General features: G+C 44.4%; 14 protein-coding genes. 9 read left to right on the forward strand and 5 right to left on the reverse strand.

Going from position 1 to position 18,161, the window contains the following annotated elements:
• Positions 1-282: 282 nt before the first annotated feature.
• The 3 genes from LU351_RS01430 (at position 283) to LU351_RS01440 (ending at position 4,143) form a co-directional block, all read left to right on the forward strand.
• A complete protein-coding gene (locus LU351_RS01430) occupies positions 283-1,308 on the forward strand; it encodes an AraC family transcriptional regulator (protein ID WP_232592224.1) in 1,026 nt (341 codons plus the stop codon).
• 305 nt (positions 1,309-1,613) lie between these two features.
• On the forward strand, positions 1,614-2,357 hold the full coding sequence (locus LU351_RS01435; RefSeq protein WP_232592225.1) for an outer membrane beta-barrel protein: 744 nt from the start codon (positions 1,614-1,616) through the stop codon (positions 2,355-2,357).
• A gap of 220 nt (positions 2,358-2,577) precedes the next feature.
• A complete protein-coding gene (locus LU351_RS01440; RefSeq protein ID WP_232592226.1) occupies positions 2,578-4,143 on the forward strand; it encodes a serine/threonine-protein kinase in 1,566 nt (521 codons plus the stop codon).
• A 52-nt stretch (positions 4,144-4,195) separates the two neighbouring features.
• Here LU351_RS01440 and LU351_RS01445 read toward each other — a convergent pair whose 3' ends face one another.
• Positions 4,196-5,041 (reverse strand): alpha/beta fold hydrolase, encoded by an 846-nt coding sequence (locus LU351_RS01445; protein ID WP_232592227.1) that lies wholly within the window; start codon positions 5,039-5,041, stop codon positions 4,196-4,198.
• Positions 5,042-5,476: 435 nt separating this feature from the next.
• Between LU351_RS01445 and LU351_RS01450 the strand changes: the two genes are divergently transcribed.
• Positions 5,477-7,165, forward strand: coding sequence for a caspase family protein (locus tag LU351_RS01450; protein WP_232592228.1), 1,689 nt, complete (start codon positions 5,477-5,479; stop codon positions 7,163-7,165).
• 113 nt (positions 7,166-7,278) lie between these two features.
• Here the strand turns inward: LU351_RS01450 and LU351_RS01455 are convergent, their stop codons facing one another.
• Together LU351_RS01455 and LU351_RS01460 are read right to left on the reverse strand one after the other, a co-directional pair.
• Positions 7,279-8,136 (reverse strand): substrate-binding periplasmic protein, encoded by an 858-nt coding sequence (locus LU351_RS01455; protein ID WP_232592229.1) that lies wholly within the window; start codon positions 8,134-8,136, stop codon positions 7,279-7,281.
• 251 nt (positions 8,137-8,387) lie between these two features.
• Positions 8,388-9,407, reverse strand: coding sequence for an acyltransferase (locus tag LU351_RS01460; RefSeq protein WP_232592230.1), 1,020 nt, complete (start codon positions 9,405-9,407; stop codon positions 8,388-8,390).
• Between the two features lie 385 nt (positions 9,408-9,792).
• Between LU351_RS01460 and LU351_RS01465 the strand changes: the two genes are divergently transcribed.
• The 3 genes from LU351_RS01465 (at position 9,793) to LU351_RS01475 (ending at position 13,651) form a co-directional block, all read left to right on the forward strand.
• The gene (locus tag LU351_RS01465) at positions 9,793-11,025 is read left to right on the forward strand and encodes a hypothetical protein (protein WP_232592231.1); all 1,233 of its coding nucleotides are present in this window, start codon (positions 9,793-9,795) and stop codon (positions 11,023-11,025) included.
• A gap of 11 nt (positions 11,026-11,036) precedes the next feature.
• Positions 11,037-11,459, forward strand: coding sequence for a type 2 periplasmic-binding domain-containing protein (locus LU351_RS01470; protein WP_232592232.1), 423 nt, complete (start codon positions 11,037-11,039; stop codon positions 11,457-11,459).
• A gap of 617 nt (positions 11,460-12,076) precedes the next feature.
• On the forward strand, positions 12,077-13,651 hold the full coding sequence (locus tag LU351_RS01475) for a trypsin-like serine peptidase (protein ID WP_232592233.1): 1,575 nt from the start codon (positions 12,077-12,079) through the stop codon (positions 13,649-13,651).
• A 99-nt stretch (positions 13,652-13,750) separates the two neighbouring features.
• On the opposite strand, the gene LU351_RS01480 is transcribed toward LU351_RS01475, so the two are convergent.
• The gene (locus LU351_RS01480; protein ID WP_232592393.1) at positions 13,751-14,431 is read right to left on the reverse strand and encodes a YopT-type cysteine protease domain-containing protein; all 681 of its coding nucleotides are present in this window, start codon (positions 14,429-14,431) and stop codon (positions 13,751-13,753) included.
• 564 nt (positions 14,432-14,995) lie between these two features.
• Here LU351_RS01480 and LU351_RS01485 point away from each other — a divergent pair.
• Together LU351_RS01485 and LU351_RS01490 are read left to right on the forward strand one after the other, a co-directional pair.
• Positions 14,996-15,706, forward strand: coding sequence for a hypothetical protein (locus LU351_RS01485; protein WP_232592234.1), 711 nt, complete (start codon positions 14,996-14,998; stop codon positions 15,704-15,706).
• 6 nt (positions 15,707-15,712) lie between these two features.
• Positions 15,713-16,459 carry a hypothetical protein gene (locus LU351_RS01490; protein WP_232592235.1) on the forward strand — a complete coding sequence of 249 codons (747 nt, stop codon included), beginning with the start codon at positions 15,713-15,715 and terminating at the stop codon, positions 16,457-16,459.
• A 51-nt stretch (positions 16,460-16,510) separates the two neighbouring features.
• Here the strand turns inward: LU351_RS01490 and LU351_RS01495 are convergent, their stop codons facing one another.
• Complete coding sequence (locus LU351_RS01495) at positions 16,511-18,157, reverse strand: hypothetical protein (protein ID WP_232592236.1); 1,647 nt, start codon at positions 18,155-18,157, stop codon at positions 16,511-16,513.
• Positions 18,158-18,161 lie beyond the last annotated feature (4 nt).

Here is an 18,161-nt window from a genome sequence, read left to right on the forward strand (position 1 = left end):
CTGCCCTTTTTTCATCAGCCGCTCATCTCAACATGGTAAAGTTGTCATGTTGAGATAACGCTTTGTCACCTTTAGCAGATGCTTGTCACCTTTTGAATTCATATAATATTTGTATGACTTACCTCATTATCACAGCACTCCCTGTGGATTAGACGAGATTTCTTGAGCCAAGAAGAGTCCTTGATCAGGCGTTGATCATGATAAGAGCCAAGACTGCAAGCAAAAAAGTCATCACCCTCGTCTGCGACCAACAACAAGGCATTAAGGTGGAGAAAAAGCACTATGAAACGAGCAACCAAGTTCAGTGTTGAGCCCAACTGGGCTATTTTACTTCAGGACATGAAAATTGATCCTGTTGAAGCACTTACCCATGCTGGTTTACCAGAAGATTTGATCCACCGGGAAAATGCATCCCTTTTACCTAAAGAGTTTTTCCGCCTATGGCGTGGATTCGAAGCCGCTGCAGACGGTCGCGAAGTTGCCTTGTTAATTGCACAGCACCTTACTGTTGAATCATTCAGCCCCCCTTTGTTTGCCAGCATTTGCAGTAGCAATTTGAATGAAGCGTTATTGCGTATTAAGGAATACAAGCCATTGATTGGTCCCATGGACCTTCACGTAGATATCACCAGCGACTTCACCCAACTATCCATAGAGTGCTATGGTTCTGATGAACCGATTCCTCATTCATTGAGCATGGCAGAACTCGTCTTTTTTACTCAACTCGCCCGTATCGCCACACGAGCAAACATCAACCCCGCATACATCTCCTTACCGGTTGTTCCGAGAAACCCTGAACCTTATCGAGAATATTTTGGGTGTGACATTGTTCAAGGGGACTCACTGTCCATTCGGTTTAGTGCAGAAGATGCCCAACGTACGTTTTTAACGAAAAATGCCGGCATGTGGAACTTCTTTGAAGAAAAGCTTAAAGTGAAATTGAAAGACTTGAATACCGTATCCACCACGTCTGATCGCGTTCGCGCTGTGTTAGTTGAGTCCTTGCCCAGAGGTGAATCATCTATCGAATTTGTTTCAGACAAATTGGCGATGAGCAAACGCACATTACAGCGCAAGCTGGCAAAAGAAGACGAAAGTTATCAAGGTTTATTGCAATCAATACGAACCGACCTTGCCGATCACTATTTAATGAAGTCCACTTTACCACTGGGTGAGATTTCGTTTCTGCTCGGATTTCAAGAGCCCAACTCGTTTGTTCGCGCCTACAGCAGCTGGACCGGCGTAACCCCTGGAAAATTTCGACAATTTCAGAAATCCAACGGCCATTCACAGGTAGCGGTCAATTAAAGTGTGAATACAATTGCACCACATCAAAGGGGGCAGCCCCTTTGATATACTCTTACGATCTATGTGTTTGAATGTGCTTTTTTGTTTACCGTCTTTTCATTTTTCTCTCACTGCTCTCCCATCTTTTTCTCCCCTTCACCCATACACTCTCTTTTTATTAAAATACTGATACCACCTACTGTTATTACCGGTATTGCTGTTAACCGGGTTTTAATGATTTACTAAAAGCATACAAGCAACAAAAATCACAATAACCATCATGCTCACAACATGCCTTCAGTGAGGCACAATTTAGGGTGACTCTCATGACGATACGCTTTTGTAATGCTGTTCCATGGCTTTCCGCTTTAATGCTCATCGGATTATCCCTTCATACTTATGCACAACCCATCACTCACATCTATTTTGGTGGGGGAATATTAAAATCCGAATATGAAATGGACCCGATTAATTATCAGGGTAACTTTTTCGATGCCACAGAGTCCGTCACCACAACTCCAGATGAAACCGAAGATACCGGCTGGATTCTCACCTACGGTTACCAATTCCACAAATACTTTGCGTTTGAAGCGTCTTACCAAAGCTTGGGAGAATTTACCCAAGAAGGTCGCCACTCAGTAGAAGGCTTATTGCTCAGTGATGGCACCAACGAAACATCCATCTCTTACACGGGGACGGCCGCTGTGAATATAGAGCCCAAAGGCTTGTCTGTGGCGGGTGTGGCCTTGTGGCCTGTGACCAAGCGTTTTTCTGTCCGCGCCAAAGCTGAAGCGCGCTATTTTACCTATGAATCCAAGCTTACCTTTGTAGATCCTATTCCCGGATTTAGCCTAGGCGATACAGTGGTTGAGCCATTCGAATCTGTCTCTCCCATCAACGAAAACATGAATGACTTTGGGTACGGTGTTGGCTTGGAATTAAACTATCGAATCACTTGGGACTGGAGCACTTCATTGGTGTGGCATCGGTATCTCGATGTAGACGGAGGACTTTTACTCGATGAGTTTGATGCTGACAGTCTAGGGCTACAAATACAGTATCACTATTAATATAGGTACCAATAATATAGGCACCAACAATACAGGTACCAACAATACAGGTACCAAGATTAATACGGGATCAAGATTGCATCGTCATTAAATGCAGTACTTGAATGCCCCTTATTAAACAGTGTTACCAAACATAGGTAGCCAATGTTGCTACTCAACACCATTATAGAAACGCCACAGTCATACTAAGAACAGTAATACTAAGAAAAGTAAGTACACCATGGAAAAATCCAACGACGACGCGACACAATTAGTACACCGCCCCACAGAGTCCTCCCCTGCGAGCAGCTCAATTGACAGCGATCCTGCAGGATCAATGGACGAAACCGAGTTGGGCGGTGAAGATGAAAAAACCATTCTCGCCCGTCGCCAGTCAGACCGATCACACCATGAGAACACCGATCATCTGATCACCCCCAACCCAGACCACACCGGCAGCGGCAACGCCACCTTGATGCGCGCTGCCAATGCTGGCCGGCGTCAAATTCGAGAAGGCACGGTAATCAATCATCGTTTTCTCCTGAAAACCCACCTTGGCAGTGGTGGTATGGGCGTAGTGTACCGCGCACTGGATAAACGCAAGCAAGAAGCACAAGACCGCAATCCCTATGTCGCCATCAAAATTTTAGGGGAAGAATTTAAGCGACACCCCAAAGCCTTTATTGCTCTCCAACGCGAAGCGGGCAAGTCGCAAACCCTCGCTCATCCCAATATCATCACGGTGTACGACTTTGATCGCGATCAAGACACCGTCTACATGACCATGGAAGTGCTTGAAGGCACAACACTGGATGACTTTATCCGCGATCACTCCACGGGCATTCCCATGGAAGAAGCCGAGCCCATCATCAAGGCCATTGCTAGCGGCCTCGCTTATGCGCACTCAAAAGGCATCGTGCATTCAGACTTAAAACCTTCCAACGTATTCTTAACAAAAGAGGGAACCGTCAAAATTCTAGACTTCGGTATTGCACGTGCCGCCAGCCAAGAAAACGCGTCCACCGGCGGGACAAGCTCGGCGAAAACGACGGAAACAAACTCCCCAGGAAAGAAAGACCGCACGGTTTTCGATGCCGGGGAGCTAGGCGGTTTAACACCCGCCTACGCCAGTATCGAAATGTTTGCCGGCAAAGACCCTCACCCGTCGGATGATATCTATGCACTGGGCATTATTGCCCATGAATTGCTTACCGGTGAGCACCCCTATCAACGCAAACGTGCCCCGCAGGCTCACTCGGCCCAAATGAAGCCCGAGCGTATCAAATCAATCAAAGGCCACCATTGGCGAGCCATTGCTGGCGCCCTTGCCCTCGAACGCGAAAATAGGATTGAGGATGCCGCAGCCTTTCTGGCTAAATTTGAAGGGGGTTCAAAAGTCGTTAAGGCGTTGGTCGGAGGGTTGGGCATTGCCATGGTATTGGTGATCGCTCTAGCCCTACAACAACCTGAAACTGGGCCAGAAATTCCGTTCAATGAACTACCATCTTCTACCCAAGCAGAGATCACCAATGCCCTGAGCGAAGCCCAAAGCGCACTTCGCTTCAATGACATCAACGGTGCACTGTTTTATTTGAACAAAGCTTACGAGTTACACCCAAGAAATCCAGATGCAGAAGCTCACCTACAAGAAGTGGTGAAAGACATCGTTCGCCAAAAACCAGACATCAATGATCGTGATGGTATACAACAGCAACTGGAGCGTATGAATACGCTATTGCAATACCCAGCATTAAACAATAACGAGACACTGATTAATGAGCAGGAGCGATTACAAAGCTTACTCTAATGCGTATTCAATGCGTTTTTATAATCAAACAGGTCGATCACTCACCGGGTGATCATCCATTACGAAAGAATTGCTCTAGCTGCTGGAGCAATTCAGGCCAAGCCTCTAGCCAGCAGCAACTGTGAGAAAACCCGTTCTTCACCCAGCGCTCCCCACCGTGAACTTCAAGGTATGCATCCGATATGGCTAAAGGCACAACGTCATCATTATCGCCAACAATATGAACCTGCTGAAATGACGGTTTCCCCCGCCCAGGAAACGGCAAATGAGTCGGGTTCAAAGACCCTTGCAGAGGCAAATACCCGAACGTTTCCGTCCATTGCTCTGGGTCTAAATTCCCGGCGATGGTCACCACACGATCAACAGCCTCATTTTTCGGCGCCAAAAGCAAAGCCAAAGTACCCCCGCCGCTATAGCCGAACAGAGTAATTTTGGCCGATGGGTCATCCAGTAAGAAAGGCGCTATATAAGCATCCAAGGCCTGCGCCATGCTCTCAACCACCTGTGGGGAATAGCGTTCGTTGGTCCATAATGCCGGCTCGCAAACGGGCTCATCTGATAGACCAAAATAACAGGGCCTACCCAAATACAATGTGGGCCGAGGGTCTTTAACCATTAACTCAAATGCCAAAGGTTGCATCGGCGTGGGGTCAGCCGATACAAAACGCCCATTAATCCATGGAATACCATCTCCCTCAATATAAACATGCAAGCGGGTTGATGATGCTTCCAGTGAATCCTCTTTCAATACCACCGGTTTCAAATTCGGTGCCACGGTAATCATTGGCAAATCACCGTATACGCTAACTGTCCTCTGCCAACCCAATACCTTCACACGGTCTTCCAACGCCGGCGAAAAAGAGGAGCAACCGAGGGTCATGGTAACGAAGAAGGTCATTCCCATCGTCCCCATGACACCACGCCACCGACCAATACGGGTTATTAAAACTTGAGAAAAAATAAACGACATAAAAATTAAATAAAGCGCAATAAAATTGGCTTCCCATTATTTCGAAAAAGAATCTATTTTGTGAGGCTATCCATGCATAAGGTGTGCGTTAGCCAGTAGAATTTAATGTGCTCCAATTAATATCAATGGCATGTGAACGATGAATGACACATAAAATTCAGTGCGTCAGTACTAATTTTATAATGACCACTTTATAGTGACGGCTTCATAGCAAGAACTTAATAAAACAGGTTAATACAACAGCTTAATTCAACAACGTAGTAGCGACGGTTTCATAACCGTGTGTATATAAACGTATACATCATAATGACATTCACGTTCCACTTAAAAAGAAAATAGAAAAACAACATGAAGAGGACTGTCATGTACACTCAGCATCACAATTACACCCGCAGGAAGCAGCCCAACCGAGGCCGCACACTGGCAAACATGGGGTTAATGATTGGCTTTTTGATTACCGCCCTTTTCCTGAATGGTTGCAATAATACCAAGCCCTCTGCAACACAAGCCGGGGAAGGTACACCTTCTCAAATTCAAGACTTGCATATTGTGGATTGTTTATTGCCGGGCCAACTTCGCCGATTAGGCACCATGACGTATTCCACCCCCAGAAGACCCATCCATACCACAGCAGCCGATTGCCGTATACGAGGCGGGGAATACGTAGAATACGACCGTGCCGATTACAAAACCGCTCTCAATGTCTGGATGGAAGCCGCCGAAGGTGGCGACCCAGAAGCCCAAGCTAATGTGGGGGAAATCTTTGAGCGGGGTTTGGGCGACAGCCCCAATTATGCCGCTGCAGCCATTTGGTATCAAAAAGCCGCCGAGCAGGGCAATGCGCGAGCACAATTTAATTTGGGCACACTTTACGAGCAAGGGTTGGGAGTAGAAAAAGACAGCCTTCAAGCGCTGAATTGGTATCGCAAAGCCTGGGGGTTAGAAGAGGACAGTGTTATTTATCAATCTGCGGCCGCTCAAGAACAAAAAGCGCTACGCGGTGCGCTTCAAAAACAATTGTCTGAGAAAAATACACAAATTACCCTGTTGTCTAAACAGCTATCGCAAATGAAAGCGCAATTATCCGCCCAAGCTGAAAACGCCGATGTAAACAACACATTGCGACAAGAAATCCAACAATTACAGAACTGGGTGGCAGAGCTGGAAACCGAAAAACAAAAAGCGCAAACTCGTTACGATAACATACCGGTATTCCGAGAGCCCGTCGCCATTGAAAGCCCCTCCTCCACAGCAAGCGTGTCCGGCGATTCCCCCCTAAAATTTGGAAAATACTACGCGTTAATTATCGGCAACCAAAACTACTCACAACTGGATAATTTGTACTCCCCTATCAGTGATGCTCAGGCCATTGCCGATGTATTGGAAGATAAATATGGCTTTTCCGTAAAAACCTTACTGGATGCCAGCAATGTTGAAGTCATGCAAGCGATCAATGACCTCAATGACGTGATTACCGACCAAGACAACTTACTGATTTTCTACGCTGGCCATGGCAGTCGTGTAAAAAGTGGCGAAATTGAAGATGGTTACTGGCTGCCAGTAAACGCCAACCCGCCCCCTAAAGACACCTATTGGGTTTCTAACGAATTTATTACTCGACATTTGGCCCGTTTAAATGCGAAACGTGTCTTGGTGGTTGCCGACTCCTGTTACGCTGGGCTTTTATCAAGCGCACCCGGTTACCTATTTATGGGCTCCGACCAGGAATATACGGATGAATACATTGAATACAAATTAAAGAAAAAGGCCCGGTTACTTCTCGCCTCTGGTGGCGATAAACCTGTCCTTGATAATGCCGGTAGTGGCCATTCTGTCTTCGCACGTGCATTACTCACCGCACTGGAAGACAACAATAAGATTCTTTCCGGCCCAGAACTTTACACCACCATAAAAAACCAAGTCGAAAAAGGCGCACGCAAAATCGGCTATGAACAATCACCAGAATTTAAAGCCATTAAAGGCGCGGGCCATGAGGTGGGGGATTTCTTCTTTGTACCGCAATCACACCAAAGAGTCAGTCTATTACGCTAATGGCCTTTGCCAGTCACTTTTTATGTGAGTAGCCCAATAAAAACGATGGTGATCGCCATCGTTTTTTCTTTTCTTCTCTGATGCTTATCCTGACTCTTTATTGACTTGACTCTTTATTGGCTGGTTGTGGCGGCGACACCTAAAGGACTAAACTCCACAGCCTTCATGCCTTCTTTTGAAACCCAGTTTTCATGGTGTACAAAAAAACGCTCTACTTCGTTGGCCGCTTTCATCTCTAACAAAGCATGACGTAGCCGCTCACCATGAAGATTATGATGAGAGGCCTTAGAAATATACAACCCCGCCTGAACCACGGATACTTCCCCTAAAACACGGAAATGACGAACGTCCATACCAAGAGAGCGCATACCGTAAAACACGGTTTGTTCAACACTGACGATCACATCGATTCGTTTCCCTATCAGCATGTATAACCCATGATCTATCGAATTTAATGGAATTTTCTGAAAGTCATCACGCTGATCAAATTCATCGCCATAATATGAAGCTCGAATAACGCCCACACGCTTACCCTTTAAATCATCAAGGGAGTGGATTTTTTCTGCATTTGGTAAGCCCACCATCACCGTGCGAACATCAGCCACTATCCCCAGCAAGCGAGCTCGTTCTGCTACAGAGTCACTCACAAATAAAATGGCCGCATCCGCATATCCGGTCGATACAGACTGAATAACTCGAGGATAAGGCGCAATCATCTGGTGACAGGGTATGGCTGCCCTATTACACAATTCACTCATAAAGTCCGTCAAAATACCTTTGTTGCGGCCACTCTTATCCAAGTAGCCCCATGGCGCTACAGCCGATGTATGGACTTGCAATTCCTGTTTATGAGAGGAAGAGAGAGAGGAAGAATCAGAGTGTGTCGATGCACTCACTACGGAAGCAGACCATAGGCCAGATAAAAAATAAAACAGCGCACCTACAAGAAGAGCATCGAACCGGTAAACCACCTAACGAACCTCCAGTGCAAAGAGTGACAGTAATAAAAGCCTTAGGAAGTGATGACTTCAGTCACCTCTCTTTTTAAAAGTAGACGATTTAAGCGACAGACAACAGTGCCATCGGCCAAGATGGCTTACCTGCTGACCGGTATCATGAAAACCAAAGTCATGGTGACCTAATTCATAACGCCTTAGTACGCCACCTAGGTCTGATCGATTGAAAACGCCCCTGAAGCAGAATGGCCTTGGGGATAGCCACACTAAGGTAATAACCACCGAGTTTTTGCTGAACGAGACACACACCAACTGAACAATAGTGCCAATGCACCACTGACCAGTACCCAAAAAGGAATCACCAACAACGGATGCGCATGGTGCCACTCATACGACCTCATGGGCCATAAAAAGATAGGATGCAGCAGATAAATACCCAAACTGTGAGCAGAGATAAAAGACAATACCTTGGTTGTTTTCCATTGAGCTTGTAAATGTTGACTCACATAACGAATACCATAAAAAATCATGGCAGCAACGGCAATAACATTGATGGTCTTATAGGAAAACCACCGGCCCACACTGTAGGCTTCTTTCCCTAAACTGCGTTGCACCACCATAAACACCGTCACCACAAGGGCAGCCATACCCATTGCCATCAACGTTAACAGCAGCGAGCGGTTTAAAGGAACTTTTTGATAAAGCACATACCCTAGCGCCAAATAACCACTATACAACCATAACTGGTGGCTCCAAATACCTTTCATACCATTTAAATAGAGGACAGATGAAATCAGCCAAGCCCCGATAATGGGATATAAACATTGATCACCATACCTCGCCATCAACCACTTCAATACGGGAACCACTAAATACAAAGGAATAAAATAGTAAAAGAAACCCAAATGATAATAGGTCGCGGAATGCCAGGCATTGTGCAAGACATCCCACGTTTTATTAATGGTATACCCCTCCAAACTCCAGCCCGATAAATACGAATAAAAAAGAGACCATACGACGAAAGGAATAAATACTTTGCCCACCCGCCGCTTGATATAATATTTCGTCTCAAAAGGGCGACGATCACTCAGTAGCAATGCGCCCGTAATCATAATAAAAACAGGAACGGCCCAGCGGCTGATACCATTAATGGTAATCGCCGAAAGCCACTGATCAAACGGTATCGTACCCAACTGATCACGGAAGGGGGCAAGCACATGAATTGCAATAACCGCAATCGCGGCCACTACCCGCAATACATCAAAAAATAATACATGTTTTGTCATTATTGATTCTTCTTATCGACACTTTTTATTGACATACTACTTATTGGCACACTACTTATTGACATGCTACTTATTGGCATACCATTTATTAACGAACAGGCTTTACTCACAAACACGCTTTCATAACAAGCCTCATTATTTCGAACTATAACAGCGAAGATAAATCCATAAGCGTGTTACAACGCTGATTCTTTAATAGTGGATATTCAATACCTCAACACCTCGCCTAACCTTGTACCCCACCGATGAGTAGTCCTCCCATAAAATGGACGGACATTAAATACTAAGCCTTTTTCGATAAAACCACACTTCATAGACTTCCTGGTCATTTTTTCATTCGTTGGCTATAAATGAATGATCCATCTATCAATTCACTGGGTTAGCTATGAACATCAATCGACTTGCATTGATCACTGTCATTACCAGTACCGCCTCAATGACGGCATATGGTAACAGCGTGGAACAACTCACAAACCAAGTTAAGCAACTGAATCAACGTCTGCTTGATCAAGAACAGAGACTCCGAATAAATGGATTTGCAACGGTGGGAGTCGTTCAGCAAGACTTAGAAGAAGGGTATCACCGAGGTATTACTGACGAACTCAACTGGAGGCGCTACAGCAAAGCCGCCTTACAATTTACATTCAATATTGATGAGAACACGTCGTTTGTTACTCAGCTCATCTCTCGTGGAGAAGAGGATTTTGATACCACAGCAGAATGGATGTATTTGAAGCACAACTTCGGCAATGGTTGGAGCACAAAAATTGGCCGGTTAAGAAAACCCAATTACATCTTGTCTGAATTTTTTGACGTCGGCTACGCAATGCCTTGGACACAACCCCCGGTAGAAGTGTATGGAGTATTAGAAGAGTCAGCGAATTATGAAGCGATAGATTTTACTTACGATTTCGAGATCGGAGATTGGAGTGCCTTTGCACAAGCACAATACGGTAGATCTGAAACTGATTCATCGGTTTCGCCCGATCTCTTCGCGTTCAACTTCAATATGAACTACGACTATCTCACTCTTCGTGCAGGCTACTCCCGAGCAGACACATTCTTTCAACCAGACAGTGACATCGGAACCCTATCGGTAGGAGTCAACGCCGCATACGAGGCCGCATACGCTTCAGCAGGCCTCACTTTCGATGGACAGGTTGGCTTAAATGAAGAAACCGCTCAACTGGCCCAGTTCTTTGGTGTCGCCGCCATGTATGACTCTGATACCTGGTTACTCATGGCCGAATTCAATAGCTTAGAGTTTGATGGCCTAGGGGTGGATGAAGACGGTTTCTATCTTGTTGGTGGCTATCGATTTGGCCAATTCATGCCTTTTATTAGTTACGCCCGAAGCGAATCCACCGATGACGATGATCGTGAAGCGCCCATTACGATGAACCCTGTTGTAGATGGTGCAGTTGTTGCGACTCAACTTAGCTTCAATAAAGAGCAAGATCGATTTTCTCTGGGCCTACGATACGACTTCAAGCCAGGCATTGCCTTTAAAATACAATACGACTCAGTGGATACCGGCGATACCATTGGTGAATTTGATACCTTCCCATCCGAAGACACAACCGACGTCATCAGTGCTACTGTTGACTTGGTCTTTTAAGGAGCCGACCGATGAAAAAACGCATTCAGATTGCGCTCGCCGTTATCTTATCGGTTAGCGTTCAACACGCCTTAGCTGGTATTGCGGTGGTAGTAGGTGCCAGTAGTCCGATTGAACCGATCTCAAAAGAAGAAGACATTGTCAAAGTCTTTCTCGGTAAGAAAAAAACGCTCAGCGGTTCGCAAATTCTGCCCGTGGACCAAACAGAAGGAAGCCCAACACGATCTGTCTTTTACAAAGATATTGTGAAAAAAACGGAAACGCAACTCACCGCTTATTGGGCTCGTTTAATTTTCACCGGAAAAGCACAAGCACCACAAAGTGTCGGTGGTGATAATGATGTAAAAAATGTTGTTGCAACAAACCCTAATTTAATTGGTTACATAGACGAAGGTGCCATTGACGATACCGTCAAAGTCATTTTTAAAAAATAATTTCTAAACACCTGTTTTAATAGCATCACAATAGCTCATCAGGGATGATGATCTTTACAACTTAACTTTTATCATTCTCCCGCATCCTACCTAAAAATTTATTTTTCAAAATCAACTTCACAAGAACACCCCATCTAACATTGCAAAAATAACCAAAAGACCACACCTTTCAACTGGCGCCAAAAACATCCACTCATTTAATTTGATTCTAAATAACGACTTTTATAAACTTGCAATTGATTAATCAACATAATCCTTCTATATTTTTCACTCCTTTACACACCTAAACAATAAATTCAAAAAAACACGAATTTATTGTAAAGGATACTCCCACATTCATAAGTCACAGCTTCGTTTCAAAAAACGATATTGTCTTATTACGCGATTTAAGCGTAAAACGTTTCTAACGAAACCTTTATAAAGTGACTCATTGACTGCGATTATCGATGTTAACTGGGCGTGCAATAAGGATCTTGAGTAACACCGGCTAATAAGTTCCATCCGGCATATGCACTCAAGAATAGCTACTTGTATGTAATAACAAATTAATTCGTGATATCAAAACTCACATCTAAAAATTTAAACTTCTAAAATAGATACATAACAAGGTAACCGCTATGAATCCTCGTACCACCGAGTTTTTATTTAAAAAAATCGATAAAAAAAATCCCATCGCCAACGCTGTTATGGCAACTACCTTTGCCCTTTCATTGGGCGCCGCCAGTACCACAATGGCACAAACTGCAGAAATGCCATTCCATATGGAAGCCTACTCTTGGAGTGCATCAGCGCCCTCTGCCACGGTTATCAGTACCTCTACTGAAAGCATTACTACCGACGTAATTAGTGCAAAAGGTGCACCATGGCTGCGCCTAAGTTTTGAAGGCACAAAATTACTTGAAGGCAGTTACATTGAATTAATTTCTCAAAAAGACGGGGCATCACAAAAGCTCACACAAAAAGACCTTCAAAACAGAGAGTATCGCAGTGCTTATTTCAACGGAGATAAAGTCGAAATTCGCGTTCATATACCCAGCGGCGATACCACCTCAAAGGTGAATGTGTCTGAATTGAAAGTGGGTGAAATGGTGTCCGACACCGACATGGGTACTGCCAGTATCTGCGGTGTTGATAATCGTGTAGCTTCTAGTGAAGGTCGTGTTGCCCGAATAGACCCAATCGGATGTACTGCATGGTTGATCGGAGGGGAAAGATTACTCACCGCCGGGCATTGTATTAGCTCAAGAACCGATATTATTTCTTTTAACGTCCCCGCCTCCTTATCCAATGGCACCGTGCAATTTCCTGGGCCAGAAGATCAATACGACATTATTAGCAGCAGTATCGTCGACGGCGGTAGGGTCAGCCTGGGTAACGACTGGGCCATTTTCAACGTGCGCGATAATGGGCGTGTAGATTTAGGTTCACGGGGCAGCTTCTCAATTAAACGAGATCGCTCACCCTCCACCATTCGCATTACCGGCTTCGGCACTGACGATGGCCGCACCAACCAAACCAACCAAACCCACGCCGGAGCTAACCGCAGTGCCAGCAGTGGTACCGTTTTGCGTTATACCGCTGATACCACAGGGGGTAATTCAGGCAGCCCAGTAATTGACGAAGCAACCGGCATGGCCATCGGGATTCACACCAACGGCGGTTGTACATCGTCTGGCGGAAGTAACGCGGGTACCGGATTCTTCAATAACGGCTTATGGTCTGCCATTGGCACCGTCAACCCGGATCCAGATCCCGATCCAGATCCTGTACCAGGCCAGTGCATTAATTTAGAAAGCGTTACCCCATTCAGTAATACCAACACCGGTTCGTACACTGCCGATGGATGCAGCATGACACTGACAGGTAACATTTGGCGAGCCACTACTCAAACCTTTACCGTCACCTCAGATTCCGTACTCACGTTTGACTTCTCGTCGAATGGCACGGGAGAAATTCATGGTATTGGTATGACGCAAGCCAATGGTGCGGCCTCCAACAGGACCTTTAAGTTGGACGGCTCTCAAAACTACGGCATTGATGACTTCACCTACACCGGTGGAACACAAACCTTTTCCATTCCCGTGGGCGATTATTTCACAGGCTCCGGTTTCCGTTTAATTTTAGTGAACGACAAAGACAGCGGCGCTGAAAATAACACCACCACCATCAGCAACGTTCGACTCAGTAATTAATATTGCAATCAAATATTAATTTATAGATAGATATTAATGTTTATGCATTAATAGAGTATGCCACTCAACCATAACGGCTGAGTGGCCTCATAATACCATTTAAGACCAAAATGAAATCTTGCTTCTTTTTCTAAAATCAAACTTTTTATTACGAGAAGTATACCGAGCATAGAAAAAGCTACTAAAAAAACTCGAAAACTTTTTAAAGTTTGGAAATTCATATTCACCGTAATTAGGATCAAATAAAATAAATGTATTATTGTTAGTCATGGCAATCGCCACTTCATGCCCATTAGGGCCAGGATCACCACACGGTCTACAAAATGATACCAAAGCATACTTTGCGTTGAAGAGCATTTTCCCGCGTTGTATTTCTTGAGTAATCCGATAAGCCATATTATCAATGGTCTTACCTTCTACAACCCCATCCGGTAGCATTGGGTTAGGAATAAACCCATTCAAATTTTCAATACACTGCTCACCCACTTTATTTAAGAAATGTTCTCCCATAAACACAACAAGGCCGTTCCCTCCTGACCTGCCCCACCTATTATGATCGTTGACTATCGTCTGAAATACTTCCCAATTAAGACTGGATGACGAGACAAAGCAACCACTCGTTATGGTATACAGCGCATCCCAAAGAGAGCTATTGTTGTGACGGTAAGCAATCCAATGCCCACTCAACCCACCACAAATCCCATCTTGTTGCTCCACCTCTTTTAGCATAGCTTTATTGCCTTGTGAAAAATACCGATTCGTTTTTCCACCATGATACATAGCCAAGAGACGGGTACACCTCATTAAATACCTAGCCATTACTCTCTTCCCACAAAGGTTTCATATGAATTCATTTTCTAAAAATTAATACTGAAGAGAAGGGCACAATCAGTCAGATAAAACCAAATCAATCAAAGCTTCATCGCTAAAGCAGCGCTTAGAAAAAGCTATGGAGTGTAATGTGACGTTTGTCAGTTTCGAGGATTTTTAGCGGCTAAAGGAAAGTGGTAGCAGGGTTAAAAAAACCTCTCCACAGAGAGGCAAGCGGTACGACACACGACAGAGTAGCGTTGTCCCAATACAATAAAACCTTCCTAATTTGGTACCCGGAAATGATTACACTGCAAACCCTTTCCTTTCATCAAAAAGAGACAGTAGAGTCCGCAAATTGGCTAACTGTGAACTATTTCCAAAAAATGTGACACTCTTCGTATGATTGTCGTCTGCTTAACCATGTTTTGTTTGATTTTTGATCTCTGAAAATTGCTATTTCACCGTAACCGCCTTAAATTACGTGCAGAAAGCTCACTGCCACCCCGATCATATAGTTAAGGACGATAATCAATGACACCTCAAATTATGGGGTTAAAACTGGCTCAAATGATTAAAACCTCCTTAGCCAACGCCCCCTCCGCTAAAACCAAGTGGCTTATCCACGGCACGGGAACCGCCATGTTCCAATACGCCTTACCCTACCTTGAAGGCCAAAACCTGAAAAATATGGAAGTGTTCTTTGCAGCGCCTAAAGACGCGGTTGGCCCCATGCTGCCACAAATGAAAAAACTGGGCATCAAGCTGCATGACGATGTGATGAAATTTAACAGCCATGACTGGAGTTCGTTGATCAACCGCTGCCAACTAGGCGGCTTCCATGAGAATTTGAAAGCCTATGGAGAGGAGCACAACGATAGACGTGCTGTATTAAGAGAGCAACAAGCTCGAGATGGCAATACGCTTTTCGGGTTTGTGCAGAAAACGTATAAGAGTGCCTTAAGCTTGGGCACCTTTGCGGTTGGCGGGTTTCATTTGGGCGGAGTTGTGGGTGCCGTTTCTGGAGTTTCTATTGCAGCGGTGCCTGGCTTTCTACAAAAAGCCAAATCCGTACGTAATATGGCGGGCATTATGACGAATGATGCGTCTCTCAACCCCAATATGCACCCCTTTAAAAGCCCAGACGAATTTAATGCGCACGTAAAAACACAGCACGGTGGCCATGGTAAAGCCTTTTTGGCTTTGGCCCGGCAATTGGTGACCGGTAACGGCGGGTGGGGTTAACGTTAGATGTTGTCAAAACTCTTTGAAAAGAAAATACATCAGCCCAATCTTCAAAATGCACCAGATAAGTCTGTCGACTTATCTGGCAGCATCCTCAAATTTAAAAATCCACCCAAAAACACCCCTGCTGACTATGAAGAGTTCGGTGGCCAATTTAACCTGTATGACCTAGCCCAATACGACTCAATGTACGGCCACCTTTTCCTAACGATATATTCCAGTAGCTGGATGTTTTACAAGGGGTTGCTGAAAAATTTTGATTCAGATCGCTGCGGGACTTTTTTTGCTAGAATGATGGTTTTTAGACCAGAGACCATTCCCTCATCAGATTTCTCATTTTTTTGTGAAAAAACATTGAGAAATTGGGTACACTTACGAGAATTAAAGATTTTACAGGAATCGAATGATCAATATATAGATGATGACGACTACCCCGAGGGTACTTTTGAACATTATTTATATCATATTCCTAAATCTTCAAGTAGCTATAAAATGGTGAATTATTCTGGCTCAAGCTGGTTAGAATTAACTCCTACCTTAGCGAAGGAACTTGATAAAGACATGCCAATACCTAGGAGTTACCTTTACTATATTGCTATTTCTGAGCACTGTGTTTTAAGGCTAAGCTTAGTTCATGAAACATCATGTAATTATATTCTTGAAAAGATCATCGAATTTAAAGAAGCGTTTATGAATTCGGTAACGCTATCACTATCTGAAGAATCGTTAAAACAAAAGCGCCGCTTTGAATAACACTAAAATAAACCCGTCTTCTTTAAAGAAGACGGGTGATATCCCTATTTTTTATTGCATCATCACCTTTAATACAACGATGTCACTCGGTGACAAATTTATCTCTTTATGAATAAAGTAACGCTCATCATTTATTAGGTTGGTATAAGCACCTTGCAATCCAGCCGGAGCCGGAAAAACCACACTTTCTTCAGAATGGGTATTCATCAACACAATACCCACTTCTTCCCCTTTGCGGTGAAGGCTCATCCACACATGATCATGAATATTCACGTTATGAACGGCGTCTGGTGAATGGAAAACGTCTTGTTGTTGACGCAATGTGATGGCTTGTTTAAGCGTATGGTGCAATGGATGAGTTGCGTCTATCACCGCTGCTGACGCTTGTTCCGTTAAATGTACTGCACCCGGCATTAGCAATGATAAAACAGACACCGCTTTTTGATATGGTAGCGGAGCTGAAAATAGGTGTAAGCCTAAATGTCGGCTTTGATCAATGTCTGTTTTTATCTCTCTATTATTTTCCTCTGTCATCAAATAGGTTAAAAGCGTTTTTTCTGTCTCACCGGAAATAAACTGATTTATTTCTGGTGAAATATTTTCGGCATGACTCATTTGATCGCTTTCAAAATTACCAACCGTGACAGCATCGTCGGCATATTGATCATCGAGTAGTGACACAAACCATTTTGATTCTATAGTGGCCAACTCTTTTTTAAGATCGGTTTTAAATTCTGCCTCAAACGCTTCTTTAGACGGCACTTTTTGTGTGAAGCGGAAACCATCCACCCCCAAGTCTAGCCATTCTTTGACGACTGCCGATGCGGTCTCATGAACACTTGGTGTTGTTTCTGTCACGGCAATATCCACAAGGGTTTTTAGGCTGTTCGATTTTGCAAAATCGATTAGGGCGCCTTTTCGCTTGTCATCTATTTCGGGTGATGTGAGCGTAATGGCGTTAATGCCCCATTGCGTCAGCTGTTGGAAAAACCCTTCATTTATCAACGCCGCCGATGAAATAGGATAAAAAATGGCGTTATTCCACCAGGGTGACTCTTCATGCTGATAAAGTAATTGAGCGGCACTGAATAATGACGACGATGGATTTTGTGATGCGATATCGTTTGCGCTTTTGATATTGCCAGTGTGATGGCGCAAGTGGTTTTCGTTATGAATATGGCTCGACGATTTTACCGGAGACGATTGGACAACATTAGCCCCCACTTGGCCGTTCTCGGTCGATAAATTTAACGACACAATATTACCGCGATCGGCCAATATTGTTTGCCCTAACGATTTTTCATTGGCGCCCGATTGCAGTAAATAAAATTCCACGGTATCGCCTACGCGAGCGACACCAGTTTGCCGAGCACCGGTGCTGTCCATGGGAATACGTAAGGCGTAATGGTCGCCCAAGGTATCGAACTGCGCGCCCATGGTGTAGGTATCAATAACCGCGCCGTTTAATCGCGCTTCAATGTGGTAATCGGTATCGTCTGCAGACAACATTTGTAAACCCGACTGAACACGACCATAAAATACGTTATCGGGTTCAGACAAACTGGCATAAGCCGCTGAGCTTAGGGCTTGTAACGCTATCCCTTGTAAAGACAGGGCCATAAACAGTGATTTTTTCAATGTTTTTTTCAAATAGGGTTTTTTCAAACTCGTTTTTTTAAAATTCGTTTTTTTCAACATGTAT

This window comes from Marinibactrum halimedae (assembly GCF_021234875.1).
GTDB lineage: Bacteria > Pseudomonadota > Gammaproteobacteria > Pseudomonadales > Cellvibrionaceae > Marinibactrum > Marinibactrum halimedae.